22 protein-coding genes and 1 pseudogene are annotated in these 25,875 nt (G+C 73.0%); 9 read left to right on the top strand and 14 right to left on the bottom strand.

The genetic code is table 11. The annotated features are described in order from the left end of the window. Positions 1-59: 59 nt before the first annotated feature. The 3 genes from ACZ7MX_RS09245 to ACZ7MX_RS09235 all read right to left on the bottom strand — a co-directional run bounded on the left by ACZ7MX_RS09245 (position 60) and on the right by ACZ7MX_RS09235 (position 3,535). Positions 60-791: an SseB family protein gene (locus tag ACZ7MX_RS09245; RefSeq protein WP_472130835.1), complete on the bottom strand. Its 732-nt coding sequence runs from the start codon at positions 789-791 to the stop codon at positions 60-62. A gap of 321 nt (positions 792-1,112) precedes the next feature. After that, entirely contained in the window at positions 1,113-2,273 is a 1,161-nt protein-coding gene (gene mycP, locus ACZ7MX_RS09240) for a type VII secretion-associated serine protease mycosin (protein ID WP_472130833.1), read from the bottom strand. Continuing rightward, the gene (locus ACZ7MX_RS09235) at positions 2,270-3,535 is read right to left on the bottom strand and encodes a hypothetical protein (protein WP_472130831.1); all 1,266 of its coding nucleotides are present in this window, start codon (positions 3,533-3,535) and stop codon (positions 2,270-2,272) included. Before ACZ7MX_RS09235 ends, mycP begins: the two co-directional genes overlap by 4 nt. 249 nt (positions 3,536-3,784) lie before the next feature. On the opposite strand from ACZ7MX_RS09235, the gene ACZ7MX_RS09230 reads away from it, so the two are divergent. Further along, the gene (locus ACZ7MX_RS09230; protein WP_472130829.1) at positions 3,785-5,005 is read left to right on the top strand and encodes an amino acid deaminase/aldolase; all 1,221 of its coding nucleotides are present in this window, start codon (positions 3,785-3,787) and stop codon (positions 5,003-5,005) included. A 36-nt stretch (positions 5,006-5,041) separates the two neighbouring features. Here the strand turns inward: ACZ7MX_RS09230 and ACZ7MX_RS09225 are convergent, their stop codons facing one another. The 4 genes from ACZ7MX_RS09225 to ACZ7MX_RS09210 all read right to left on the bottom strand — a co-directional run bounded on the left by ACZ7MX_RS09225 (position 5,042) and on the right by ACZ7MX_RS09210 (position 9,987). Then, on the bottom strand, positions 5,042-6,310 hold the full coding sequence (locus tag ACZ7MX_RS09225) for an HAD family hydrolase (RefSeq protein WP_472130827.1): 1,269 nt from the start codon (positions 6,308-6,310) through the stop codon (positions 5,042-5,044). 112 nt (positions 6,311-6,422) lie between these two features. After that, positions 6,423-7,223 (bottom strand): 3-oxoacyl-ACP reductase, encoded by an 801-nt coding sequence (locus ACZ7MX_RS09220; RefSeq protein WP_472130825.1) that lies wholly within the window; start codon positions 7,221-7,223, stop codon positions 6,423-6,425. Further along, positions 7,220-8,608 (bottom strand): aldehyde dehydrogenase family protein, encoded by a 1,389-nt coding sequence (locus ACZ7MX_RS09215; RefSeq protein WP_472130823.1) that lies wholly within the window; start codon positions 8,606-8,608, stop codon positions 7,220-7,222. Before ACZ7MX_RS09215 ends, ACZ7MX_RS09220 begins: the two co-directional genes overlap by 4 nt. Before the next feature lie 11 nt (positions 8,609-8,619). Beyond that, entirely contained in the window at positions 8,620-9,987 is a 1,368-nt protein-coding gene (locus ACZ7MX_RS09210) for a glutamine synthetase family protein (protein ID WP_472130821.1), read from the bottom strand. Positions 9,988-10,060: 73 nt separating this feature from the next. On the opposite strand from ACZ7MX_RS09210, the gene ACZ7MX_RS09205 reads away from it, so the two are divergent. The 3 genes from ACZ7MX_RS09205 (at position 10,061) to ACZ7MX_RS09195 (ending at position 13,244) form a co-directional block, all read left to right on the top strand. Next, positions 10,061-10,780: a FadR/GntR family transcriptional regulator gene (locus ACZ7MX_RS09205; protein ID WP_030414275.1), complete on the top strand. Its 720-nt coding sequence runs from the start codon at positions 10,061-10,063 to the stop codon at positions 10,778-10,780. A 168-nt stretch (positions 10,781-10,948) separates the two neighbouring features. Beyond that, on the top strand, positions 10,949-12,502 hold the full coding sequence (locus ACZ7MX_RS09200) for an amino acid permease (RefSeq protein WP_472130819.1): 1,554 nt from the start codon (positions 10,949-10,951) through the stop codon (positions 12,500-12,502). Between the two features lie 43 nt (positions 12,503-12,545). Beyond that, positions 12,546-13,244 carry a gamma-glutamyl-gamma-aminobutyrate hydrolase family protein gene (locus tag ACZ7MX_RS09195; protein ID WP_472130817.1) on the top strand — a complete coding sequence of 233 codons (699 nt, stop codon included), beginning with the start codon at positions 12,546-12,548 and terminating at the stop codon, positions 13,242-13,244. A 9-nt stretch (positions 13,245-13,253) separates the two neighbouring features. Here ACZ7MX_RS09195 and ACZ7MX_RS09190 read toward each other — a convergent pair whose 3' ends face one another. Together ACZ7MX_RS09190 and ACZ7MX_RS09185 are read right to left on the bottom strand one after the other, a co-directional pair. Further along, positions 13,254-13,607, bottom strand: a complete 354-nt coding sequence (locus ACZ7MX_RS09190; protein WP_472130815.1) for an SH3 domain-containing protein — start codon at positions 13,605-13,607, stop codon at positions 13,254-13,256. A gap of 186 nt (positions 13,608-13,793) precedes the next feature. Beyond that, positions 13,794-14,759, bottom strand: coding sequence for a LysR family transcriptional regulator (locus ACZ7MX_RS09185; RefSeq protein WP_472130813.1), 966 nt, complete (start codon positions 14,757-14,759; stop codon positions 13,794-13,796). Between the two features lie 93 nt (positions 14,760-14,852). On the opposite strand from ACZ7MX_RS09185, the gene ACZ7MX_RS09180 reads away from it, so the two are divergent. Then, entirely contained in the window at positions 14,853-15,995 is a 1,143-nt protein-coding gene (locus ACZ7MX_RS09180) for a TDT family transporter (protein ID WP_472130811.1), read from the top strand. 18 nt (positions 15,996-16,013) lie between these two features. Here ACZ7MX_RS09180 and ACZ7MX_RS09175 read toward each other — a convergent pair. The 4 genes and pseudogenes from ACZ7MX_RS09175 to ACZ7MX_RS09160 form a co-directional block, all read right to left on the bottom strand. After that, positions 16,014-16,735: pseudogene (locus ACZ7MX_RS09175) on the bottom strand (helical backbone metal receptor). A gap of 52 nt (positions 16,736-16,787) precedes the next feature. Beyond that, positions 16,788-17,216 (bottom strand): hypothetical protein, encoded by a 429-nt coding sequence (locus ACZ7MX_RS09170; protein WP_472130810.1) that lies wholly within the window; start codon positions 17,214-17,216, stop codon positions 16,788-16,790. 135 nt (positions 17,217-17,351) lie between these two features. After that, complete coding sequence (locus ACZ7MX_RS09165) at positions 17,352-19,949, bottom strand: ABC transporter permease/substrate binding protein (RefSeq protein WP_472130808.1); 2,598 nt, start codon at positions 19,947-19,949, stop codon at positions 17,352-17,354. Further along, on the bottom strand, positions 19,942-21,183 hold the full coding sequence (locus tag ACZ7MX_RS09160) for a quaternary amine ABC transporter ATP-binding protein (RefSeq protein WP_472130807.1): 1,242 nt from the start codon (positions 21,181-21,183) through the stop codon (positions 19,942-19,944). The genes ACZ7MX_RS09165 and ACZ7MX_RS09160 overlap by 8 nt, the downstream gene beginning before the upstream one ends. A 228-nt stretch (positions 21,184-21,411) precedes the next feature. Here ACZ7MX_RS09160 and ACZ7MX_RS09155 point away from each other — a divergent pair, with 228 nt between their 5' ends. Together ACZ7MX_RS09155 and ACZ7MX_RS09150 are read left to right on the top strand one after the other, a co-directional pair. Next, positions 21,412-22,326 carry a 5'-3' exonuclease gene (locus ACZ7MX_RS09155; protein WP_472131360.1) on the top strand — a complete coding sequence of 305 codons (915 nt, stop codon included), beginning with the start codon at positions 21,412-21,414 and terminating at the stop codon, positions 22,324-22,326. A gap of 84 nt (positions 22,327-22,410) precedes the next feature. After that, on the top strand, positions 22,411-23,277 hold the full coding sequence (locus ACZ7MX_RS09150) for a siderophore-interacting protein (RefSeq protein WP_472130805.1): 867 nt from the start codon (positions 22,411-22,413) through the stop codon (positions 23,275-23,277). A 97-nt stretch (positions 23,278-23,374) separates the two neighbouring features. On the opposite strand, the gene ACZ7MX_RS09145 is transcribed toward ACZ7MX_RS09150, so the two are convergent. Next, the gene (locus tag ACZ7MX_RS09145; RefSeq protein WP_472131359.1) at positions 23,375-24,010 is read right to left on the bottom strand and encodes a MerR family transcriptional regulator; all 636 of its coding nucleotides are present in this window, start codon (positions 24,008-24,010) and stop codon (positions 23,375-23,377) included. A 228-nt stretch (positions 24,011-24,238) separates the two neighbouring features. Here ACZ7MX_RS09145 and ACZ7MX_RS09140 point away from each other — a divergent pair, with 228 nt between their 5' ends. Continuing rightward, positions 24,239-25,171: a hypothetical protein gene (locus tag ACZ7MX_RS09140; protein WP_472131358.1), complete on the top strand. Its 933-nt coding sequence runs from the start codon at positions 24,239-24,241 to the stop codon at positions 25,169-25,171. After that, positions 25,168-25,632: an ABA4-like family protein gene (locus tag ACZ7MX_RS09135; protein WP_472130803.1), complete on the top strand. Its 465-nt coding sequence runs from the start codon at positions 25,168-25,170 to the stop codon at positions 25,630-25,632. The genes ACZ7MX_RS09140 and ACZ7MX_RS09135 overlap by 4 nt, the downstream gene beginning before the upstream one ends. Positions 25,633-25,875 lie beyond the last annotated feature (243 nt).

Genomic DNA, 25,875 nt, shown 5'->3' with positions numbered 1-25,875 from the left:
CGGCGATCTTCCCGGGGCCGCCGTGGCACGGCCCGGGGAAGCATCCGCCGCGGGTCTCGTCAGCGCTGGTAGAGCGGTTCCCCGGCGGTCGCCGCACCGGGCGGCAGGAGCGCCAGGTCCAGGCCCCGTACGAGCCGGGCGCGCAGGACCTCGTCGGCGGCCAGCGCCTGCGCCAGCCGCTGGGCGACCTCGGCGGTGGGGGCGTCGGCGGCCAGGCCCAGGGCAAGGGTCCCGTCGGTCTCGCCGGACGGCACCAGCCGGGCGGCGAGGACGGCCGGCTCGGCGGCGAGGAGGGCGCGCAGGGCCTCGGTGACGGCCGGGTCGGCGAGCGGGTCGGCGGTCGTACGCCCCTCGGCGAGGGCGCGCAGCGCGGGCCCGGTGAGCTGGTAGGTGACCGGGCCCGCCAGGTCGATCACGACGGTGTCGGCCTGCTCGTGCGAGGCGGCCAGCAGTGCCTGCTGGAGCGGGACGGCCACCGGCCGGGCGTCCGGGCGCCAGCGGTGCAGGGTCTCCGTGCTGGTGAAGGCGGGGAGGGCACGCCGCCCGTCCGGGGCCTGGAGGGTGGGCACGGCCATGTCACTGGTCTTCTCGCGACGCAGGCCGTCGGGTCCCGTCTCGACCTCACCGAGGATCGCGACGACGGGTACGAGGAGCCGGGCGCCGGCCAGGGCGGTCAGCAGCGCGGGCTCGGTGGACCGGTCCTCCTGGTACGCCGCCAGAGCTGCGGCGAGGGCGGGATCGGCGGACCCGTCGTCGTCGGAAAAGGGCGAGTCGGGAATGTTCTTCTGCACGGGCCCGAGCGTATCGGGGGCTCGGCGTACGTTGTCGGCTGGCCCGCGGTTGCGCTTTGCGGTGCCTCCCACGTAGCTGGCTTTCCCGCCGTCGGGGTTGCTCGCCGTTGCGCTTGGCGGCGCCCCCGTACGTACCCGTCTGCGGCGCCGCGGTTGTTTCTCTCCGTTGCGCCTGCGGCGGGCTGGGGTTGTTGGGGTGCGGTGACGGGCCTCCGGGGCCGGTGTTTGGGACTGCTGTCGCTTTACGTCCCAAACACCGGCCCCTCCGGCCCGTCCCCTCCCGTTGGGGGAGGGGGGAAGGGCGGTGGGGGCTGGGGTGGTTCAGGGGCGGGTTCGCCAGAGGAGGAGGGCTGCCGACATCAAGGCCACGCCGGTGGCTCCGGCTGCCCAGGGGAGCCAGTTGGTGGGGGTGTCCTCGGGGGCGTCCTCGGTGGGGCCGGGGCCGAAGTATGTGTGGTGGTAGGCCGCGGAGGACGGTTTCTGGGGGGCGGGGCGCAGGTCGTCGGCGGCCTGGAGGGCGGCGGCGGGGTCGATCAGGCCGGCGCCGTAGTCGTCGTCGCGGCCGCCCTGGGGCGTGTCCTGGGCGGTCGACGTGAGCAGGTGGCGGATCTGGGCGGGGCTCAGGTGGGGGTGGGCCGAGCGGATCAGGGCGATGGCGCCGGAGGTGAAGGCCGCGGCGGGGCTGGTGCCCCAGCCGGAGAGGTAGCCGTCGTCGTTGCCGGCCATGAGGATGTCCTCGCCGGGGGCGCTGACCGTGGCGTACCAGTGGCGGGTGGAGAAGTGGGCGCGGTCGCCCTGGTGGGTGACGGCCGTGGTGGCGATGACGCCCGGGTACGCGGCGGGGTAGGACACGTGGTTGCCCTTGTCGCCGCCGTTGCCCGCGGAGGCGACGACGGGGATGCCCTTGCCGAGGGCGTACTGGATGGCGGCGTCCTCGCGCGGCTCGGGATGGGCGGACTCGCTGTCGTCGCCCAGGGACATGCTGATGACGTCGGCGCCGTGGTCGGCGGCCCAGCGGATGCCGTCGGCGAGTGCGCCGGCCTTCTCCGTGCGGGCGCGTTCGCGCTGCGGGTCGTTGTCCTCCAGGATCACCCGGACCGGGAGGATCTTGGCGGCGGGGGCGATGCCGAGCACGCCGTCCTGGCGGCCGGCGCCGTGGCCGTGGCCCGCTATGACGCTGGCCATGCCGGTGCCGTGCCGGGCCCAGGCCGCGTCGCCCGGGCCGGCGCCGAAGCCGACCAGGTCCTTCTCGGGCAGGACCTGGCCCTGGAGGTCGGGGTGGTTGGCGTCGACGCCGGTGTCCAGGACGGCGACCGTGACGCCCTCGCCCTTGGTGGTGCGCCAGGCCTGCTGGGCGTGGACCGCCTGCAGGCCCCATTCCTGGGCGCGGATGGCGTCGGCCCTGGCGGGTACGGCGGGCAGGACGGTGAGCGCGGCGGCGGCCAGGGCGAGGGCGGCCGCGCGCAGCGGGGTCTGCGTCATGGCGCGTCCTCCCTGGGCTGGGTGGGGGTGCCGGCGGCCTTGCGGAAGTCGTTCTCGATGCGGTCGGCGAGGTCCTTGGCGTCGTGGCCGAGGCCGGATTCGGCGGGGGCGGTGGTGGCGCCGGGGCGGACCGCGGCCTCGGCGGGCTGCGGCTCGGTGACGGCGCGGCCGTCGGCGAAGCCGGAGACGGCGTAGACGATCACCGGGACGTCGGTGAGCACCCGGACGGTCCAGCTGGCCCGCTGGGCGCGCCCGAAGCCCTCGGCGGCGGTGCCCTTGGGGGCGTACGGCACCGGCATCAGGTCGGTGCGGTCGGCCAGGCTCTTGGTGCTGAAGCGGGTGTTGAGGGCGAGCATGCCGGCCGGGTCGGTCCGGGTGGTCTGGGCGCCGACGGTGATGACGCTGGAGCGGGTGGCGTCGAGGTACGTGGCGCGCAGCAGGCGGACGCAGCCGGCCCCGGCGAGGGCCTGGGTGAGCTTGTGGTCGTAGGCGCCGGTGCAGTCGCTGTCGGGGGCGACCGCGATCCGGGTCCAGGTCCGGTCGGCGCCGCCGGGGCCGACGCCCAGGCCCTCGACGGTGCGGGGGAAGAGGGTGTCGACCGGGGTGTTGCGCCAGGCGTCGCGGCCCTTGGTGAAGGTGGCCGCGGCGGTGGGCGGGGCGTCCTCGGGGTCGTCGGTGAGCCAGCTGCCGGCCGCGGCGCCGCCGAGCAGGCCGATGCCCAGGACGAGGCAGGCCGCGGCGGCGAGCACCCGGCCGGTGGGGCGGCGGCCCGCGGGGAACCGGCGGGTGGGTGCCGGGCCGGTGGCAACTCCCTGCGGCGGGCGGGGAGTTGTGGGCCAGGGCTGCCGGCCGGGCGGGGTGGTCGTCGGGCGGGCGGCGGGTTCCTGGGGGCCGTTCCACAGGTTCTGGCTGTTGGCCAGGTGGAAGGCGGCGGTGTCGCGGAACGCGGCCGGACGCCCGGCCGGGTGCGGCGGCGCGGCGGGGGTGGGCGGCGTCCCGGTGTGGGGCGGTCGGGGCGCGCCGGCGGCGGGTGGCTGCGCGGGGGGCGGGGGCGGCGGGGCGGCGGGGCGCGGCGGTACGCCGGGGGCCGCCGGGGGTGCCTGCGGGGGGACGGACGGCTCGGCCGGGAACTGTCGGCGCAGGACGGTCGTGCGCGGGTCGTCGTCCGGCTCCGGTGTCGCGGCCGCCGCGGGCTGCCGGGGCGGCCGCGGGGGTATGGGCGGGACGTGCCGCGGATCGACGAAATCTGCGTCGGTGCTCACCCGCGCTCCCCCTTGCGCCGTGATCCCCGGCCCCCGATCCGCAATCGGGGCAGGGAGGTTGGTATTCGGACAACACGCCGCTGACCTGCTGGTCGCGGTGTCGGGCCACTCTACGGGCTGGCGCCGCCGGTGCTCCATCCCTCCCCCGGGCTCGGAAGGAACTGGGGGTACCCACCCGGCCGCTGCCCTGTCCGCTCTGTCGGGATCTCACCCCTACCCAGTGGTAAGAGGGTCTGGCAGGCTGCGGCCATGTCCCAGCTGAGAGTCGATGCGTACGGCGACAAAGCCGCTTATGACCGGGCGACCGCCCATCTCGACGCGCCGCTGGCCGTCGTCGACCTGCGGGCGTTCGACGCCAACGCGGCCGATCTGGTGCGCCGGGCGAAGGGGAAGCCGATCCGGGTGGCGAGCAAGTCGGTGCGCTGCCGGGCCCTGCTGGAGCGGGTGCTGGCGCGGGAGGGCTTCGCCGGGATCATGAGTTTCACACTGGCCGAGTCGCTGTGGCTGGCGCGTTCGGGCTTCGCGGACGTCCTGCTCGCGTACCCGTCGGCGGACCGGGCGGGGTTCGCCGAGCTGACCGCCGATCCGAAGCTCGCGACGGCGGTGACGGTGATGGTCGACGATCCGGCGCAGCTGGATCTGATCGACGCGGCCCGGCCCGCGGGGCACGGCGGCGAGGAGGTCCGGGTGTGCCTGGAGCTGGACACCTCGTACCGGCTGCTGGGCGGGAAGGTGCGCTTCGGTGCCCGGCGCTCACCGCTGCGGGAGCCGTCCCAACTGGCCGCGCTGGCCCGGACGGTGGCGCGCCGCCCCGGTTTCCGGCTGGTGGGCCTGATGGCGTACGAGGGGCATGTGGCGGGGGTGGGTGACGAGGTCGACGGCAAGCCGGTGTTCTCGCGGACGGTGCGGATGATGCAGGCGGCGGCGCGCCGGGAGCTGGCGCAGCGGCGCTGGGAGGCCGTACGGGCGGTGCGGGCGGTGGCACCGCGGCTGGAGTTCGTCAACGGCGGCGGGACCGGCAGTGTGCAGCACACGGCGGCGGAGGCGGCGGTCACCGAGGTCGCGGCGGGTTCGGGGCTGTACGTGCCGCGGCTGTTCGACAACTTCCGTTCGTTCAGCGGCCGTCCGGCGGCGCTGTTCGCCCAGCCGGTGGTGCGCCGGCCGGGGCCGGGGGTGGTGACGGTGCTGGGCGGTGGCTATCCGGCGTCGGGGGTGGCGGGCGCGGACCGGCTGCCGGTGCCGTATCTGCCGGCCGGGTTGCGCTACGACCCCCAGGAGGGCCCGGGTGAGGTGCAGACGCCGTTGCTGGGGGCGGCCGCGGACGGGCTGGCGATCGGCGACAAGGTGTGGTTCCGGCACGCCAAGGCCGGGGAGCTGTGCGAGCGGTTCGACGCGCTGCGGCTGATCGACGGGGACCGGGTGGTGGACACCGTGCCGACGTACCGCGGGGAGGGCCGCACCTTCCTCTGAGCGGTGCGGCCCTCCCGTGCGGTGACGTTCACCGGGTCAGTAGACGGTGTCCTGCTGGTCCGGGACGACCGAGCCGTCGGCGCGGTGGACGGGCCCGAGGGTGCCGTCGGGCCGGGTGTAGCCGGTGCTCGCGCACGGGTACGGGTCGGCCTTGCGCTGCTTGGGCTCGATGAACATCGGGTTGACGATCCAGCGGTGGTCGGCGTTGTCGTACGCCCGGCACATCAGCTCGGTCTTGTTGCGGTTGATGGCCAGGTGTCCGGCGGTGGCGTCGCCGACGAAGGTCACGTCGGTCTCGGCGTCGCCGGCCGCGAAGGCGGGGCGGTGCGCCCGGTCCTGCTGCTGCCAGGCCTTGGCGCCCTTGACGTGGAAGATCTCCTGGTTGATCCAGCAGCGCTTGCCGTCCATGTACGTCAGGACCTCGCCGTTGGTGTCCTTGACGTCACCACAGCCCTCGACGCCGGTGGTGAGCTTGCCGTCGCGGACGAGGTTGCGGATGCCGATGATGTGCTCGCGGTCGATGCCCACACCGGGTGCCCAGGCGCGGACCAGCGGCTCGGCGGAGGCGGAGACGATGTAGACGTCGAAGCCGGCCTTCTTGAGGGTGCCGATGAGGTCGCGCTGCTGGTCGTAGTAGCGAACGTAGCCGGCCCACTTGTGCGTGCCGACCGTCTGCTCGGTGCCGATCGGCGCGGCGAGGTTCTGCTTGCGGGCCTCGGCGGCGTACGAGGTCAGGGTGGCCGGGCTGTGGCCGGCGAACAGCTGGGTGATCCAGACGTAGGAGGGGACCGTGCGCCGGTGGTTCCACTCCCCCGCGAACGCCTCCTTGCCGCCGGAGGTCTTCTCGTCGTTGTAGACGTCGAGGATCTCGTCGGTGCAGTCGGTGTCGGTCGACGTCGGCAGCGGGTGGCCGGCGGGCACGGAGGTGCCGCATGCCTTGGTGAGCGCGTCGGCGGCGGCGTCGGTCAGCCACTTGTTGGTGGCCTTCCAGCTCGCCGGGCGCAGCACCTTGTCGTGCCGGAGCATCCAGGCCAGCGTGGCGTCGGAGATGTCGTTCTTGACGACGGTGTTGTCCCAGTCGAAGGTCGCGACCGGCCGCGCGCCCCCGGATCCCGAGCAGCTTCCGCGCTCGTCGATCATCTTCTGCAGCTTGGCGTGGTTGTCGCCGTACCAGCCCTTGGAGATGTGGAGGGTGGGACAGCGGTGCGGGGCCGGCTGTGCGGTGGCCGTCTGCGCGACCGCGACGCCGCCTCCGACGACCGCGAGGGCAGCACCCGCTGCCAGCCAGCGACGCTTGGTGAGCATGGATGTAACTCCTGTCGAACGAAGGATCGAAGGCGGACGCTAGCGTACGGCGGCCGGACGTCGTGCGACATCCGGCCGCCGGGGCGCTTACGCGGAAGTGAACAACGCGCGCTCACACCGGTGTGACGTACGCTCCCGCGATGCCTCCGTCGACCAGGAATTCGGCGGCGTTGACGAATGACGAGTCGTCACTGGCGAGGAAGGCGACCGCGGAGGCGATCTCCTCGGGCTCGGCGAACCGGCCGACCGGGACGTGCACCAGGCGGCGCGCGGCGCGCTCGGGGTCCTTGGCGAACAGCTCCTTGAGCAGCGGGGTGTTGACCGGCCCGGGGCACAGGGCGTTGACCCGGATGCCCTCCCGGGCGAACTGCACGCCCAGTTCGCGGGACATCGCGAGCACGCCGCCCTTGGAGGCGGTGTAGCTGATCTGGGAGGTGGCCGCGCCCATGACGGCCACGAAGGAGGCGGTGTTGATGATGGAGCCGCCGCGACCGGTCTCGGCGAACTGCCGCTGCATGTAGGGCAGGGCGTGCTTGCAGCAGAGGTAGACCGAGGTGAGGTTGACCTCCTGGACGCGCTTCCAGGCGTCCAGGCCGGTGGTGAGGATGGAGTCGTCGTCGGGCGGCGAGATGCCGGCGTTGTTGAAGGTGATGTCGACCGAGCCGTAGGTGTCGAAGGCGGCCTTGTAGAGCGCCTCGACCTGCTCGGAGTCGGTCACGTCGACCTGGACGAAGAGGCCGCCGACCTCTTCGGCAGCGGCCTTGCCGGCCGCCTCGTCGATGTCGGCGCAGACGACGTGGGCGCCTTCGGAGGCCAGTCGGCGGGCGGTGGCCAGGCCGATGCCGCTGCCGGCTCCGGTGATCACGGCGGTACGGCCGACGAGGCGGCGGCACACTGCGGTCTGGTCGGTCACGGGGACTCCTCGCTGGGCTCGGTGCTGATGAAGATGTTCTTGGTCTCGGTGAAGGCGGCCAGCGCGTCCGGGCCGAGCTCGCGCCCGAGGCCGGACTGCTTGAACCCGCCGAAGGGGGTCCAATAGCGCACGCTGCTGTGGGAGTTGACGGAGAGGTTGCCGGCCGCGACGGCCCGCGAGACGCGCAGCGCGCGGCCCACGTCGCGGGTCCAGAGGGAGCCGGAGAGGCCGTAGTCGGTGGCGTTGGCGATCCGGACCGCGTCGGCCTCGTCCTCGAAGGGGATGGCGACCGCGACCGGGCCGAAGATCTCGTCGACGGCCGTACGGTCCTCGGGTCGGCCCTCCAGGACGGTGGCGGGGTACCAGAAGCCCTTGCCCGTGGGGGCCTCGCCGCGGATGGCGGCCGGGGCGTCCTCGGGGACGTAGGACCGTACGCGCTCGCGCTGGGCGGCGGAGATCAGCGGGCCCATCTGCGTGGCGGGATCGGCCGGGTCACCGACGGTGAACGCCTTGACCGCGGGTTCCAGGAGTTCCAGGAAGCGGTCGTAGACGCTCCGCTGGACGAGGATGCGGCTGCGGGCGCAGCAGTCCTGGCCGGTGTTGTCGAGGAAGGAGCCGGGGGCGGCGGCCGCGGCGGCCTCGATGTCGGCGTCGGCGAAGATGATGTTGGGGCTCTTGCCGCCGAGTTCGAGGGTGAGCCGCTTGGTCTGCGCGGCGCAGCGGGCGGCGATCTGCCGGCCGGTGGCGGTGGAGCCGGTGAAGACGACCTTGGCGACGCCGGGGTGGTCGACGAGTGCGGTGCCGGTGACCGGGCCCTCGCCGGGCAGGACCTGGAAGAGGTTCTGGGGGAGACCTGCCTCCAGGGCGAGTTCGGCGAGCTTGAGGGCGGTGAGCGGGGTGGTCTCGGCGGGCTTCAGCAGGACCGCGTTGCCGGCCGCGAGGGCCGGGGCGGTGCCCCAGGCGGCGATCGGCATCGGGAAGTTCCAGGGGGCGATCACGGCGACCACGCCGAGCGGTTCCTGGACGGTGATGTTGAGGCCGCCGGCGACCGGGATCTGGGTGCCGGTCAGCCGCTCCACTCCCCCGGCGGCGTAGTGCAGCAGATCGCGGACGTTGCCCGCCTCCCACTGCGCGTTGCCCAGGGGGTGGCCGGCCTCGGTCCGTTCCAGTTCGGCGAGCTCGGGGATGCGGGCGTCGACGACGTCGGCGAAGCGGCGCAGGAGGCGGGCGCGGTCGCCGGGGGCCACCGCGGCCCAGGCCTCCTGGGCGGCCGCGGCCCGGCGGACCGCGGCGTCGACCTCTGCGGGAGAGGTGGTGGGGACGGTGGCCACCACTTCCTCGGTGGCCGGGTTGAGGATCTTCAACTCGTGCGGACCATTGGACACAGCGTGGTTCCTTACATGCGCTCGAAGGAGCGGAAGCGCTCCCAGTCCGTGACGGCGGCGTCGTAGGCGTCCTGTTCGACGCGGGCCATGTGGCGGTAGTGGTCGACGACCTCGTCGCCGAAGGCCTCCCGGGCGATGGCGCTGCGTTCCCACAGGTCGGCGGCCTCGCGCAGGGTGGTGGGGACGTGGGCGGCGTCGCCCGCGTAGGCGTTGCCGGTGGTGGCGTCGGGGAGTTCCAGCTCGTGCTCGATGCCGTACAGGCCGGCCGCGACCATGCCGGCGACCGCGAGGTAGGGGTTGACGTCGCCGCCGGGGAGGCGGTTCTCCAGGCGGTGGGCGCGGCCGTGGCCGACGACACGCAGGGCGCAGGTGCGGTTGTCGGGGCCCCAGGCGACGGCGGTGGGCGCGAAGGAGCCGGGGCGGAAGCGCTTGTAGGAGTTGATGTTGGGGGCGTAGAAGAGCGTGAAGTCGCGCATCGCGGCGAGCTGGCCGGCGAGGAAGTGCCGCATGGTCTGCGACATGCCGTACGGGCCGCTGTCGTCGGCGAGTACGGGGTGGCCCGCTTCGTCCTGGAGCGAGAGGTGGATGTGGCAGGAGTTGCCCTCGCGCTCGTCGTACTTGGCCATGAAGGTGAGTGCCATGCCCTCCTGGGCGGCGATCTCCTTGGCGCCGGTCTTGTAGATCGAGTGCTGGTCGCAGGTGGTGAGCGCCTCGTCGTAGACGAACACGATCTCGTGCTGGCCGAGGTTGCACTCGCCCTTGGCGGACTCGACGGTCATCCCGGCGGCGCCCATCTCGTTGCGGATGCGCCGCAGGACGGGCTCGACGCGGCCGGTGCCGAGGACGGAGTAGTCGCCGTTCCACTGGTTGGCGGGGTTCATGTCGCGGTAGCCGCGTGACCAGGCGTCCTCGTAGGAGTCCTTGAAGAGCATGAACTCCAGCTCGGTCCCGGCGAAGGCGCGCCAGCCGCGCTCGGCGAGCCGGTCCAGCTGGCGGCGCAGGATCTGCCGGGGTGAGGCGGCGACCGGGGAGCCGTCGTGCCAGGCGAGGTCGGCGGTGATCAGGGCGGTGCCGGGGTTCCAGGGGGTGCGGCGCAGGGTGCCGGGGTCGCCGTGCATGGCGAAGTCGCCGTAGCCGCGTTCCCAGGACGACATCGCGTAGCCGTCGACGGTGTTGAGGTCGACGTCGACGGCGAGGAGGTAGTTGCAGCCCTCCGTGCCGTGGTCGAGGACGGTGTCGAGGAAGTAGCGGGCCGCGAACCGCTTGCCCTGGAGCCTGCCTTGCATATCGGTGAAGGCGAGGACGACAGTGTCGATCTCCCCGGCGTCGACGAGGGCTCTGAGCTCCTCGACGGAGAGTGGGGGCGTGCGGTCTGCCACGGTAATGCCTCCTGTCACTGCATCCGGAGGTCATAAGGTAGGCACACGAACCATTGATTGGGAAGGGGTGTCGATGGACGGGACGGACGACCGGCTGGCGCCGGTGCTGCGGCCGGTGCGCGCGGGCAACGGCTTCGAGGAGGCGCTGGAGCAGATACTCCAGATCGTCCGGCTCGGCCTGGTCCAGCAGGGCGAACGGCTGCCCGCGGAACGGGAGTTGGCCGAGCGGCTGCAGATCAGCCGGGTCACCCTGCGCGAGGTGCTGAAGGTGCTCCAGGACGAGGGCCTGGTGGAGAGCCGGCGCGGGCGGTACGGCGGCACGTTCGTCCGGGTGCGCGCCGAGAACCACGGCGAGGCCGAGCTGCGCCGCCGGATCGAGAAGATCGACGTCGAGGACACCCTGCGGTTCCGGGAGGTGCTGGAGGTGGGCGCGGCCGGGCTGTGCGCGGCGCACGGGCTGACCGACGAGCAGGCCGGCCGGCTGCGCGAGGCGCTGGCCGCGACGCAGGACGCGCCGCTCGCGGACTACCGCCGGCGCGACACCCTGTTCCACCTCACCCTCGCCGAGCTGTCCGGATCGGTGTCGCTGGCCGCGCAGTACGCCGCCGTCCGGGCGAACGTCAACGACCTGCTGGACTGCATCCCGCTGCTGGTCCGCAACCTGGAGCATTCGCAGACCCAGCACGCGGCGCTGGTGGAGGCCGTACTGGAGGGCGATGCGGACGGCGCGCGCGAGGTGATGCGGGAGCACTGCTGCGGCACCGCGGCGCTGCTCCGGGGCTTCCTTTCGTGACGCTTGCGCCACTCGTGAGGCCCGGAAACCCGCCCGTTACAAGATTTTCCCGCCGGGGTCTTGCGCTCAGCCGACCCGAAGACAAAGGTATCGCCCCATACCTTTATTGCGGGGCTGGTAGCGGTACGGCCGTACCCGCCGCGGATCATCGAGGCCCTCGGAGGCGTGGTGTCCATCAACGAGCACGCGACGAACCCAGAGCAGGAACAACAATCCCCTCAGCTGTCCAGCGATGAACAGCGCCTCCACGAGCTCGGCTACGCCCAGGAGCTGGCCCGCTCGATGTCGGCGTTCTCGAACTTCGCCGTCTCGTTCACGATCATCTCGGTCCTCTCCGGCTGTCTGACGCTGTACGGCTTCGGCATGAACACCGGCGGGCCCGCCCTGATCACCTGGGGCTGGCCGCTGGTCGGCCTGATGACGCTGTTCGTGGGCCTGGCGATGGCCGAGGTCTGTTCCAGCTACCCGACGGCGGGCGGCCTGTACTACTGGGCGGCGAAGCTGGCGCCCTCGCACGGCCCGGCGTGGTCCTGGTTCACCGGCTGGTTCAACTTCCTCGGCCAGGTCGCGGTGACCGCGGGGGTCGACTTCGGCGCCGCGTCCTTCTCGAACGCGCTGCTGGACCTGCAGTTCGGTTTCGCCGCCACCCCGGCGCACACGATCATGCTGTTCGGCGTCGTGCTGCTGGTCCACGGCCTGCTGAACACCTTCGGCGTGAAGCTGGCCTCCTTCCTCAGCAACGTCAGCGTGTGGTGGCACATCCTCGGCGTGCTGGTGATCGTGGGCGCCCTGGTCGTGGTGCCCTCGAAGCACCAGTCCGCCTCCTTCGTCTTCACCCACTTCACCAACAACACCGGCTGGCACTCCAGCCTCTACGTCGGACTGCTGGGGCTGCTGCTCGCGCAGTACACCTTCACCGGCTACGACGCCTCGGCGCACATGACCGAGGAGACGCACGACGCGGCCAAGGCCGGCCCCCGCGGCATCGTGATGTCGATCCTGGTCTCCCTGGTCGCCGGCTGGGTGCTGCTGGTCGGCATCACCTTCGCCATCCAGAACTACGACGGCGCGCTGGCCAGCAAGACCGGTGTGCCCCCGGCGCAGATCTTCATCGACGCGCTGGGCGCCACCGGCGGCAAGCTGCTGCTCCTGGTCGCCATCGGTGCCCAGTTCTTCTGCGGCATGTCGTCGGTCACCGCCAACTCGCGCATGATCTACGCCTTCTCGCGGGACGGCGCGCTGCCCGGCTCGCAGCTCTGGCACCGCATCAACAAGCGGACCAAGACCCCGACCAACGCGGTGTGGCTGGCCGCCGGCGGCGCCTTCCTGCTGGGGCTGCCGTACCTGTGGAACGCCACGGCGTACGCGGCCGTCACCTCGATCGCCGTGATCGGCCTCTACATCGCCTACGTCCTGCCGGTCATCCTCCGCCTGCTGCAGGGCGACCGCTTCCAGCGCGGGCCCTGGCACCTCGGCCGCTGGAGCAAGCCCGTCGGCATCATCGCCGTCGGCTGGACGCTGGTCATCTCCGTCCTCTTCATGCTCCCGACCACCAGCCCGGTCACGGCGGAGACCTTCAACTACACCCCGCTCGCCGTCCTCCTGGTCCTCGGCTTCGCCGGCACCTGGTGGCTGGTGTCGGCCCGCAAGTGGTTCACCGGCCCAAAGGTCCAGGGCACGGCGGAGGAGCTGGCCGCCATCGAGCACGAACTGGAATTCTGAAAAAGCCCGGCCGTTGACGCCCCAGCACCCCGTCGGAGGATCCGTGTCCCAGCCGCTCATCGGCATCAGCACCTACCAGCAGGAGGCCAGCTGGGGGGTGTGGACGCTGCCGGCCGCGCTGGTGCCCGCCGGGTACCCGCGGCTGGTGCAGCGCTCGGGCGGGCTGGCCGCGCTGCTGCCGCCGGACGATCCGGCGGCCGCGGCCTCGACGGTGGCCCGGCTGGACGGGCTGGTGATCGCCGGTGGCGCGGACGTGCAGCCGGCGCGGTACGGCGCGGAGCCCGATCCGCGCACCGGGCCGCCCTCGCTCGACCGGGACGCCTGGGAACTCGCCCTGATCGAGGCCGCGTTGGCGGCCGGGGTGCCGCTGCTGGGGATCTGCCGCGGGCTGCAGCTGCTGAACGTGGCGCTGGGCGGCACGCTCGTACAGCACCTCGACGGGCACGCCGGGCCGCCCGGGGTCTTCGAGCGGCACGAGATCACGCCGGTCCCCGGGACGCTGCTGGCCCGGGCGCTGCCCGAGCCGGTCTCCGTACCGACCTACCACCATCAGGCCGTGGACCGGCTCGGCAGCGGGCTGCTGGTCTCGGCGCACGCCGCGGACGGCACCGTGGAGGCGCTGGAGCTGCCGGACGGGCCGGGCTTCGCGCTGGCGGTGCAGTGGCACCCGGAGGCGGGGGACGACACGCGCGTCATGGACGCCCTGGTGGCGGCGGCCCGCGGGTCGTCCCCCCGGGAGTGACCGGCCGGGTCAGACCCGCCGGCTCCCGCAAGCGCCGGGAATCCAGCCGGTGTTGCCCCGGAACGTGATCTTCAGCCAGTCGTTGCCCGAGCGGCCGCAGAGGTGGTAGCTCTGCCCCGTGCCCCGGCCGGTGATGCAGGTGGTCGCACCCTTGGTGAAGAGCCCCACCGCGGTGCTGTTCAGCTTCCGCTCCTTGCGGATCCGCACGTTCTCCTGCGCCTGCGCGTTGACGCACGCGGTCCGGGCGGTGGCCATGGCGGCGGGCGCCTTCCCGGGCGTGGCGGCGATGGCGGTCCCGCTGGTCAGTGCGGTGCCGAGCGCGGCCACGGCGATGACGGCGGGAGCCGTCAGCTTCAGCCTCATGTGTCCCCCTCAAGATCGATGAAGCGTTCGCACAGATTATCGATGCGGAAAGTCGTCCGCCACCCCGACCAGGACGACCCGGGTGCCCGAAGTCGGCGCGCGCCGGCGGTGGGTGACCCCGCCGGAGCAGTCGTGCTGTCCGCGCTGTTCGCCCGCTGGGGCCGGGCCGGGCCGGCGCCGCCCGGCTCAGGACGCGCCGCGGGTCAGCCCCAGCAGCTGACGGGCCGGGCCCGCCGGCCGCTGTCCGGTGGGCCACACCGCCCGCAGATCACGGCCGAGCCGCAGGTCGCGCACCGGGACCGCCACCAGGCGGCGGGCGGTGAGTTCCTCGCCGACCGCCAGTTCGCTGAGCACCGACGGCGCGGCCCCGCTGAGCACGGCGGCCTTCAGGGCGGTGGTCGAGGCGAGTTCGAGCAGCGGCTCGGCCGGCCCGCCGTGCCCGGCGAGCGCCGCCTCGACCACCTGGCGGGTGCCCGAGCCGCGCTCCCGGAGGATCAGCGGGGTCGCGGCCAGCTCGGCGGCGGTCGGTCCGGTACGCCGCCGGGCCCACGGATGGGACGGGGCGGCGACGACCACCAGCCGGTCGTGCCCGATGACCGCGCCGTCCAGCCCGGCCGGGACGTCCAGCCCCTCGACGAACCCCAGGTCCGCCTCGCCCGCCAGCAGCCGTTCGGCCACCACCTTGGAGTTGCCGGTCAGCAGGGACACCGCGGTGCCGGGCAGCTCGGCGCGCAGCGCGATCAGCCAGCCGGGCAGCAGGTACTCGGCGATCGTCATGCTCGCCGCGACCCGCAGCCGGGAGTCGCGCCGGCCGCGCAGCGCCTGGGCCCCCGCGTCGAACGCCTCGGCCGCCTCGACGATCCGGCGCGCCCAGTCCGTCACCAGCACCCCGGCCTCGGTCAGCCGGGAGCCGCGCGGCGACCGCTCGACCAGCGCCACGCCCAACTGCCGCTCCATCGACCGGATCCGGCTGCTGGCCGCGGGCTGGCTGATGCCGCAGGCCCGGGCGGCCCGTCCCAGACTCCCCAGCCGGGCGACCGCGAGCAGCAGCTCCAGCGCGCCGAGATCCGGCACCCGGTGTGCCAGCGGGACGGCCGGGACCTCACCCGACCCGTCCCCACCCCCGGCACCGGCCGCGTTCGCGTCACTCATCGCTCCCCCGGTCCCCTGCTCATAACCCCAGCTTATGCCCCCATAGACACGACGTCCCTGGTGGCGGCGGCAGCGACCACCGACGCTTCCTCCATGGCAACCCTCGCGCACGCACCTTCAGGCCCCGCCGCTCCGCCCCGCCCCTCGGACCCGGCCGGCCCCTCGCGCCCGCTCCGCCACCTCGGCCCCAACTGGTACGCCACCGTGATGGGCACGGCGATCGTCGCCAACGCCGGCGCGGCCCTGCCGCTCGCCGCCCCGGGGCTGCGCACCGCCTACCAGCTCGTCTGGGCGCTGTCGGGTCTGCTGCTGGTCACCCTGCTGGCCGCCCGTACCGTCCACTGGCTCCGCCACACCGACCAGGCCCGCCGGCATCTCCTCGACCCGGCCGTGGCGCCGTTCTACGGGTGTCTGTCGATGGCCCTGCTGGCGGTGGGCGGCGGCACGCTGACGGTGGGCCGGGACGTCATCGGCGGGCCGGCCGCGGTCGCCGCCGACGCCGTGCTGTGGAGCCTGGGCACCCTCGTGGGGGTGGTCGGGGCCGCCGCGATCCCGTACCTGATGGTGACCCGCCACCGCATCGAGCCGGGCAGTGCGACCCCGGTCTGGCTGCTGCCGCTGGTGGCGCCGATGGTCTCGGCGGCCCTCGGCCCGGGCCTGCTGCCCCATCTGCCGGCCGGTCAGTGGCGGCAGGCGATGCTGGTGGGCTGCTACGCGCTGTTCGGGATGTCGCTGCTGGCGACGCTGCTGGTGCTGCCCCTCGTGGTGTCCCGGCTGATCCACCACGGGCCGCTGCCGCTCGCCCTCACCCCCACGCTGTTCCTCGTCCTCGGCCCGCTCGGCCAGTCCACCACCGCGACCGGAAACCTGGCCGACGTGGCGCCGGGCGTCGTCGACGCCCCGACCGCCCACGCGATGGGCGCCTTCGCGGTCCTGTACGGGATCCCGGTGACGGGGTTCGCCCTGCTGTGGCTGGCGCTCGCGACGGCGCTGGTGGTCCGCGCCGTCCGCAACGGCATGCCGTTCGCGATGACCTGGTGGGGCTTCACCTTCCCGCTCGGCACCTGCGTCACCGGGGCGGCGGGCCTGGCCCGGCACACCGGGCTGACCGCCTTCACCTGGCTGGCCGTGGCGCTGTTCGCCCTCCTGGTGGCCGCGGTCGCGGTGGCCGCCGCCCGCACCGCGAGCGGCCTGGCCCACGGCCGGCTGCTCACGCCTGTGCCGCCGGCCCGGTAGCCGGCCCCGCCGTACGGCTCAGCCCGCCCCGGCCAGCGCCGTGGCGAGGGCTGCCGGGGCGGTCACCAACGACGGGCCGTACCAGGTCAGATCGCGCCCGCTGACCAGCGCGGCGGGCAGGGCGGGGAACGCCTCGGGCCCGTCGTCGGCGGTGAAGCGGTAGGGCTCGTCGGGCAGCACGACGAGGTCGGCGCCGGCGGCGTTGAGCGCGTCCAGGGCGATCCGCGGATAGCGGTCCGGGTGGCCGGCGTAGACGTTGCGTACGCCGAGGCGGGCCAGCAGGTCGCCGGCGAAGGTGTCCCGGCCCAGCACCCTCCACGGCCGCCGCCAGATGGGCACCACCGCGGTCCGCTCCCCCGCCGGCCGGGCCGCGTCGCGCCAGGCGGCCTCGGCGGCGTCCAGCCACCCGGACCGGGCCAGCCGGCAGCCGGCGACCAGCACCCGGTGCAGCTCCCGGAACCCCTGCTCCAGCGTCCGCACCTCGGTGACCAGCACGTCCAGCCCGGCGGCGCGCAGGGCGGCCAGATCGGCCGGGCGGTTCTCCTCCTCGTTGGCGAGCACCAGATCGGGCGCCAGCGCGGCGATCCGGGCGGTGTCGGGGTTCTTGGTGCCGCCGATCCGCACCACGTCGAGGTCCGCCGGACGACTGCACCAGTCGGTCCCCCCACCAGCAGCCCGGGCGCGCTGACGGCCACGGCTTCGGTGAGGGACGGCACCAGGGACACCACGCGACGGGTCATGGGCCCAGGCTAGGGGCCGGGCCGACGAAGGAGCGCACCCCGCCGTCCCCGGCTAACGGCGGACACTGCGCCGCAGCAGGTACGCCGCGCCCCCGGCGAGCAGCAGCAGGGCCAGCCCGCCCGCCGCCTGGGTCGCCGTCAGACCCTCCACCCGCCCGGCCCGTACGGTCACCAGCTCGGTGAAGCGCTCGCCGCCCGGCGTGCACTCGATGATCACCCGGTAGCGGCCCGGGGCCGCGCCGTCGGCGACCCTGGCGTGGCCGGTCAGGCCGTCCGCGCCCGGGCGCAGCGCCACCGGCCCGAACAGCTTCGAGGCGGCCCGGGCGCCGTGCACCGCGCCGCACTCCTGCTCGTCGTTGATCCGCACCCGCTGCCCGGCCACCATCGGGTCCGGGTCGACCTCGGCCGCGGCGGCCGGCGCGGCGATGCCCAGACCGGCGGCGCCGATCAGTGCGGCGGCGGCGAGGTGCGCAGGGTTCACGTGCCCAGCGAACCATCCCGCACCGGGGTCCGCGGCGCATCCGCCGCCGGTCAGGTGAACCGGACACGTCGCGGGCCCCGCCGCCCGGCGACTGCCGGGGAACGGGGCCCGCTGCGGCCTTGGGAGAAGACCCGCCTACTTGACCGGCGCCATCTTGTCCACCACTCCCGGGTGGTCGTCGATCCACTTCTCGACGCCCTTGTTCTCATGTCCCTTTCCGGCGTCCTGGATGTCCTTCTCCAGGCTGCCGAGTTCCTCGGGGCTCATCTTCCAGTTCTTCAGCCAGCCGTAGAACTCCGGGAATTTCTTCGCCAGGCTCTTGTTGCCGAGCGTCTTGATCTGGTTGTTGGCACCCCAGGTGCCCTTGGGGTCGGCGAGCTTGGTCAGGTGGTACTTGCTGTACGCCCAGTGCGGCGACCACAGCACGACCGCGATCGGCTCGTGCTTGTGGTAGGCGCGGTCCAGCTCGGCGAGCATGGCGCTGGTGCCGGCCGAGGTGACGTCGAAGTCCTGGAGCCCGTAGGCCGGGGCCACGGTGTCCTTGAGCCGCTTCATCTCACCCGTGCCGGGCTCGATCCCGATGATCTTGCCCTTGAATTCGTCCTTGTGCGTCCGCAGGTCGTCGAGCGTCTTGACGCCCTTGACGTACGACGGCACGGCGATCTCCAGGGACGTCTTGTCGTACCAGGCGCCGACGTCGACGAGATCGTGTCGGTACTTGTCCCAGTACTGCTTCTGCGCCACCGGCAGCCAGCCGTCCGTCTCCACGTCGATCTGGCCGGTGGACAGGCCGGTCCACATCGGCCCGATGTCGAGGTTGCGGATGTTCGGCCGGTAGCCGCGCTTCTCCAGGACGTTCTTCCAGAGGTACGTGGTGGCGATGCCCTCGTCCCACGCCGGGTAGCCGATGTCGGGCGCCTTGCCCGCGTCCTTGCCCTTGGCGTAGGTGGCGTGGGCGGACGGCGCGAACTTCTCGACCAGGCCCGGGTTCTTCTTCAGCCAGGCGCGCACGCCGTCCTGCTCATGGCCCTCGCCGGCGTTCTTGACGTCGTTCTCCAGGCTGGTGAGCTGCTTCTCGTCCAGGTGGAAGTTCTTCATCCACCTGGCGACCTCGGGCTCGTCCTTCGCGAAGCCCTTGCGGCCCAGCAGGTGCAGGCTGTCACCCGAGCCGAACGATCCCTTGGGGTCCTTCAGCTTGGTGAGCGGGTACTTGTCGTACGCCCAGTGCGGCGACCAGAGCGTGACCGCGATCGGCTTCTTCCGGTGGACCGAGCGGTCCAGCTCGCTGAGCATCGACGCGGTGCTGGACTCCTGCACCTTGTACGTACCGCTCAGGCCGTAGTCCTTGAGGACCTTGTCCTTGAGGATCTTCATCTCGCCGGCGCCGGGCTCGATGCCGGTGATCTTGCCACCGAACTCGCCGGCCTTGCCCTTGAGGTCATCCAGGGTCTTGACGCCCTTGACGTACGACGGCACCGCGATCTCCAGCGACGTCTTGTCGTACCAGGCGCCGAGGTCCTCCAGCTGGTGCCGGTACTTCTTCCAGTACGAGGCGTGGGTGGTCGGCAGCCAGGCGTTGGTCTGCACGTCGATGTCCCCGCGGGCCTGCCCGGCGAACAGCGGACCGGCCTCCAGGGCCTGGACCTTGGGCTTGTAGCCGCGCTCCTCCAGGATCTCCTTCCAGAGGTACGTGGTGGCCTTGCCCTCGTCCCAGTTGACGTAACCGAGGCTGATCGGGCGGCCGTTGCCGCCGCCCTGGCCGGCGTTCTTGCCGAACATGCCCATGCCGCCGGCGATCAGCGCGAGCACGACCACGCCGACCGTGGCCACGGACGTGGCGGGCCGCCACTGCAGGAACTTCAGGCCGCCCAGCGACGCCTGCGCCTTGGCCAGCGCGCGCCGGCCGAGCGGGGAGACCCGCTGGTTGAGCGCGCCGGTCATCCGGTCCAGGTACATGGCGAGGATGACCACCGCGAGGCCGGCCTCGGCGCCCAGCGCCACGTTGACCGAGCTGATCGCGTTGTAGACGGACGAGCCGAGACCGCCGCCGCCGACCATGCCGGCGATGACGACCATGGACAGCGCCAGCATGATGACCTGGTTGATGCCGGCCATGATCGTGGGCAGCGCGAGCGGCAGCTGGACGCGGAAGAGGGTGCGTCGCGGATGGGTGCCGAACGCCTCGGCGGCCTCGACCAGTTCCTCGTCGACCTGCCGGATGCCCAGCTCCGTCATGCGGACCGCGGGCGGCATGGAGAAGACGATGGTGGCGACGATGCCGGGGACGACACCGAGGCCGAAGAAGAGGATGCCGGGGATCAGGTAGACCATCGCCGGCATGGTCTGCATCAGGTCCAGGACCGGGCGCAGCGCTCCGCCGACGACCCGGCTGCGGGCCGCCCAGATGCCGAGCGGCACCGCGACCACGACGGTGATCAGGCAGGCCACCAGCACCAGCGAGAGCGATTCGACGGTCGGGCCCCACTGTTCGACCGAGTCGATCAGGGCGAACCCGAGGAAGGTGAGCACGGCGGCCGGCAGTCCGCGCAGCCACCAGGCGAGCACCGCGAAGATGCCGGCCAGCAGCAGCGGTTCGGGCCCGGCGAGGACCGTGTGGATCGCGTCGTAGAGCCCGTTCAGCACCTTCGTGATGAGGGTGAAGAGCCAGTCGAGGTTGTCGCGCAGCCAGTTGACGGCGTCGTTGGCCCAGCTGCCTATCGGGATCCTAGGCACCGGCGATCACCTTGCCCTCGGCGTCGCCGTCACCGGGTTCGTCCTCGCCCGTCTCCGCGGCGGTCTTCGCCGTACCCACGTCCGTCTTCGCCGTCTTCGCGAGGGTCTTCACCGCGGGCTGGGCGGGGACGCCGGGAGCCGTCGCCGGCGCCTGGTCCGCGCCCTGTTCGGCGGGCTCGCCGAGCACCGCGAGCAGCCGCTCGGCCGGTACGGCACCGATCACGGCGCCCGTGGCGTCGGTCACCGCGACGGGCACGCTGCTGGCCGAGCACGGCGTGAACAGCTCCACCAGCGGGGTGTCGACGTCCACGGTGGCCGGCGCCGCGGCACGGAACTCCGCGGCCGTACCGAGCGTGCCGCCCTCCGGCGTGCTGCCGCCGAGCACCGTGCCGACCTCGGCCATGACCGCGCCGGCGGTCAGCACCCGGCTGCGGTCCACGTCCTGGATGAAGGAGGCGACGTAGTCGTTGGCGGGGCGCACGAGGATGTCCTCGGCGCTGCCGGTCTGCACGATCCGGCCGTCCCGCATCACCGCGATCCGGTCGCCGAGGCGCATCGCCTCGTTGAGGTCGTGGGTGATGAAGACGATGGTCTTCTTGAGCGTCTTCTGCAGTTCCAGCAGCTGGTCCTGCATGTCGCGCCGGATCAGCGGGTCCAGCGCGCTGAACGACTCGTCCATCAGCAGCAGATCGGCGTCGGTGGCCAGCGCCCGGGCCAGGCCCACCCGCTGCTGCATACCGCCGGACAGCTCGTCGGGCCAGGACTTCTCCCAGCCCTTCAGGCCGGTGAGTTCCAGTGCCTCGGTGGCCCGCCGCTCGCGCTCGGCGCGCGGCACACCCTGGACCTCCAGCCCGTAGGCGGCGTTCTCCAGGACGCTGCGGTGCGGGAAGAGCGCGAAGTGCTGGAAGACCATGGAGATCTTCCGGGAGCGGACCGCGCGCAGTTCCTTGTCGCTGAGGGAGGTGAGGTCCTGGCCGTCGATCCGCACGGTTCCGGCGGTCGGCTCCAGCAGGCCGTTGAGCATGCGCAGCAGCGTGGACTTGCCGGACCCGGACAGACCCATGACGACGAAGATCTGACCCTCGTCCACCTCGATCGACGCGTCGATCACGGCGGCGGTGGTGCCTTCGCCCCGCAACTCGTCCCGGCTCGCGCCGGCTTCGAGTCTGCGTACCGCGTCCTCGGGTCGTCTGCCGAACACCTTGTACAGGTGCTCGGCTTGCAGCCTGGACACATATGCCTCTCTTGTCGCACGAGAAACGACCTGCCACCCCCGCCGGCAGGTCGTGGTGCGGGACGGGGTCCGCCCGTTGTCAACCGGTGGAAATGTTGAATCTCCACCGGGTCCGCTCCGGCTGCGCGTCTGCCCGTCTTTATCCGGCGCAAACACATCGGTGTGCCAGATCACATCGCGGCGACGATTGGGGCATACGGCATCATGCGGGGTGTGACTCGACGCCTGATGCTCCTCGACACCGCCTCGCTGTACTTCCGCGCCTATTTCGGGGTACCGGAATCGGTCAGGGCCCCGGACGGTACGCCGGTGAACGCGGTGCGCGGTCTGCTGGACTTCATCGCCCGGCTCGTCCAGGACCACCACCCCGACGACCTGGTCGCCTGCATGGACTTCGACTGGCGTCCCCAGTGGCGGGTCGATCTGATCCCCTCCTACAAGGCGCACCGGGTCGCCGAGGAGGCCCCGGCCGGCTCCCCCGAGCCCGACGAGGAGCAGGTCCCCGACACCCTCTCGCCGCAGGTCCCGATCATCGAGGAGGTGCTGGACGCGCTCGGCATCGCCCGGATCGGCGCCGCCGGTTACGAGGCCGACGACATCATCGGCACGCTCGCGACGCGGGCGCCGGGCCCGGTGGACATCGTCACCGGCGACCGGGACCTCTACCAGCTCGTCGACGACCGGCGCGGCATCCGCGTCCTGTACCCCCTCAAGGGCGTCGGCACCCTCCAGGTCACCGACGAGGCGTGGCTGCGCGAGAAGTACGGCGTGGACGGCCCGGGGTACGCCGATCTGGCACTGCTGCGCGGCGACCCCAGCGACGGTCTCCCCGGCGTCCCGGGGATCGGCGAGAAGACCGCGGCGAAGCTGCTGGCCACCTACGGCGACCTCGCCGGGATCATGGCCGCCGCGGAGGACCCCGCCTCGAAGGTGACCCCGGCGCAGCGCGCGCGTCTGCTGGCGGCCCGCCCGTACGTCGCGGTCGCCCCGAAGGTGATCAAGGTGGCCACCGACGTGCCCGTCCCGGACGCGGACCTCGCGCTGCCGGCGGAGCCGGCCGACCCCGAGCGCCTGGAGGCGCTGGCCGCGCAGTGGGGCCTGGGCGGCGCCCTGCACCGGCTGCTCGTCACCCTCAGCCGGTGAACTACTGTTAGGTTAGGTATACCTAACCTTGGCGGGTCCGGTTGCTCCGGGCCCGCCGTCCACCACCGCGCAGGGGAGATTGCCGTGGCTGCAGCCGCAACGGAGCGTCCGTCCCGCAAGAAGCCCACACTGCACCGCGCCCGGGTGCGGCGCACCGAGCGGCTCACCCCCCACATGGTCCGGGTGGTGTTCGACGGCGAGGGACTGGCGGAGTTCGCCGCGGGCGAGTACTCCGACCACTACGTCAAGCTGCTCTTCCCGGTCCCCGGCGTGCACTACCCGGAGCCCTTCGACATCGCACAGATCCGCGCCGAGTTCCCGCGCGACCGCTGGCCCCGGACCCGTACGTACACCGTCCGCGCCTGGGACCCGGAGAGCCGCGAGCTGACCGTGGACTTCGTGGTGCACGGCGACGAGGGCCTGGCCGGCCCCTGGGCGGCGGCCGCGGAGCCGGGCGACGAGATCTTCCTGCTCGGGCCCGGCGGCGGCTACGCCCCGGACCCGGCCGCAGACTGGCACCTCCTGGCCGGCGACGAGAGCGCCCTGCCGGCCATCGCGGCGTCCCTGGCGCGGATTCCGGCGGGCGCCGTGGTGCATGCGTTCATCGAGGTCGCCGGGCCCGGGGAACGTCAGGAGCTGACCGCTCCGGCCGGTGCCCGGATCACCTGGATCCACCGCGGCGACGCCCCGGTCGGCCGCCAACTGGTCGAAGCCGTACGGGACTTGACGTTCCCGGCCGGCCGGGTCCAGGCGTTCGTGCACGGCGAGGCGGGCTTCGTGAAGGAGCTGCGCCGACTGCTCCGCGTCGAGCGCCAGGTCCCGCGCGAGGACCTGTCCATCTCCGGCTACTGGCGCACCGGCCACGACGAGGACGGCTGGCAGGCGGCCAAGCGCGACTGGAACCAGCAGGTCGAGGCGGAGCAGGAAGCCACCTCCGCGGCCGCTTCCTGACCCCGCGTCAGCCCGTCACCACTCCCGCCCCAACGGCGGGCCCGCAACCGGACGTCCGCCACCGGACGCCTCCGCCCCCGGGCCCGCCGGCCACCCCTCAGACCGCCTCCCCGCCCTCGAACCTGCGGGCCGAGGCGTCCACATGCGCCAGCCGGCGCATCGCACTCAGGACCGCGTCCCCGACCACGGTCCCCACCACCACGCTCTCCACCAGGCGGTCGACCTCCGCGTTGCGGCCCACCCACGCCAGATCGGCGGCGGCCACCCGCTCGCAGGCGTCGGCATAGTCGTCGAGAAGCTCGCCGAAATCGCCGTGCCCGAGGCCCTGGAGGGTGGCCAGTGCGGCCGCCAGCGCCTCGACGGACGGATTCTCCGGGGCGACCCGCCAGCCCCGCCGGCGGATCAGTCCGGCGACCGCGCGCCGCGCCTCCTCCATGCCGTCCGGCGCCGCGACCTGCGGCGGGGCGATCGCCACCTGCGCCGCTCCGAGGACCTTGTGCACCGGCTCCTCGGGTGAGTCGACGGCGGCCAGCACCTCCCGCACCTTCGCGACGGAGAGCCCGCCGACGTCCATCAGCCCCCGGATCAACCGCAGCCGCCGGACGTGACCCTCGTCGTAACGCGCCTGATTGGGGCTGGTCAGCCGGCCCGCGGGCAGCAGCCCCTCGCGGACGTAGTACTTGATGGTCGGCACCGCGACCCCGCTCGCCCGACTCAGCTCCCCGATGCGCATCCGCACCCGCCGCCCTTTCCCGCGCCGGGGTCCCGCCCCGCCGCCCTGTCCCCGGGCCCCCGCACACCCGGCCTTGCCAATGCCGCCCCCATCATAGATAGTCCAGCTATCAGATAGCGGCGAGCACCACTATCCATTCTGGCAGCCGCCGCACTCAGCACCCATCTGTGCCATTCCTGGGGGACCCGTATGTCCAGATACCGTTCACTGCTCGCCTTCTCCTGGGCGATGGCCGCGCTCGCGGTCGTCGCCGCGGCCGGGCTGATCGTCGACGACCGCGTCGTGCTCGGGGCGCCGGTCTGGTTCAAGCCGTTCAAGTTCGCGGTGTCGTTCGCCGCCTACGGGCTGACCCTGGCCTGGATGCTCTCCCGGCGCCCCTCGCCCGGCCGGCTGGGCGAGGGGGCGGCCCATGTGGCCGTGGTGTCCGGGCTGATCGAAATGGCCATCATCACCGGCCAGGCCCTCCGCGGCCGGCGCAGCCACTTCAACATCGAAACCCCGCTGGACCAGGGCCTGTTCGTCGCCATGGGACTCACCATCGTCGCCCTGTGGACCGCCACCCTGGTCATCGCGGTCCTGCTCTTCCGGGCCCGGCTCGGCGACCGGGCCACCACCTGGGCGATCCGCCTCGGCGTGCTGATCGCGCTGGCCGGACTGCTGCTCGGCGGGCTGATGCTGATGCCCACACCGGAGCAGCAGGCTGACGGGCTGCGCACCGCCGTCGGCGCGCACAGCGTCGGCGTCCCCGACGGCGGTCCGGCCATGCCGGTGACCGGCTGGAACACCACCGGCGGCGATCTGCGCATCCCGCACTTCGTCGGCATGCACGCCCTCCAGGCGCTGCCGCTGTTCCTCTACGGGATCGAGGCGCTGGCCGGACGGTTCGCCCGGCTGCGCGACGCACGGGTGCGGCTGCGGCTGGTGCTGGTCGCCGCCGGTTTCCTCACCGGCCTGCTGGCCCTGGTCACCTGGCAGGCACTGCGCGGCCAGGCCCTCATCCACCCGGACACGGCCACGCTGAGCGCGCTCGCCGCCCTCGCCGCAGCCACCGGCCTCGCCACGTACGCGGCCCTCCGCCGCCACCCCGCGCCCCCGGCCCACGACCTCCCCGCCCCCTCCGCCACCACCGTCCCCTCCCTCACCACGGAGTCCCCCGCATGACCTCCAGCGCCCTGTTCGACCTGGCCTTCGTCCTCGCCGCGCCCTTCTGGGCGCTGCTGATCCTGGCCCCCGGCCGGCGCTGGACCGACCGCATCGCCGCCTCGCCACTCCCCATGGTCCCGGTCCTGGCGGTCTACCTCGCCCTGGCCGTCCCGGTGTTCCCGCAGCTCTGGGCGGCCGTCAGCCACCCCGACCTGACCGGCTTCCAGGACCTGCTGCGCCTCGGCGGCGGGGCCGGCGCCATCTGGGCACAGGTGATCGCCTGGGACCTGTTCCTCGGCCAGTGGATGTACCGCGAGGCCCGCACCCTGCACCTCCACCCCCTCCTGGTGGGCCCCCTGCTCCTCCTGACCATCCTCCTCTCCCCGATCGGCGTGCTGATCTTCCTTGCGATCCGGGCGACGGCGCGGCGGCGGAAGGGAAGGGGGCCGGAGGGCCGGGCCCCCGCCCCGCACGGCTGAAGACGACGGGCGCGGCGAGACGCACGCTGGCGGCGGCTGGGAGCGCGGCGAGGCCACGGCGCGGTCTGGCCGTGCCGGGGCTCACCGGCGCCCTCGCCGGCGCCGTCCACGGCACCGCCGCCCTCCCGGACCTCTGGCTCCGCCCCCTCGCCCGACCGGCGAGCTGAACACCGTCCCCGCAGGCGCCCCCCAACGCCCGTGTCACGCACTGCATTTGGTTGACGGTGCATGCATCTTCTGTTC

The organism is Streptomyces sp. NPDC107765 (genome assembly GCF_055657085.1).
The sequence above is the reverse complement of the archived record's forward strand: the minus strand, read 5'-3'. Positions and strand labels throughout refer to the sequence as shown.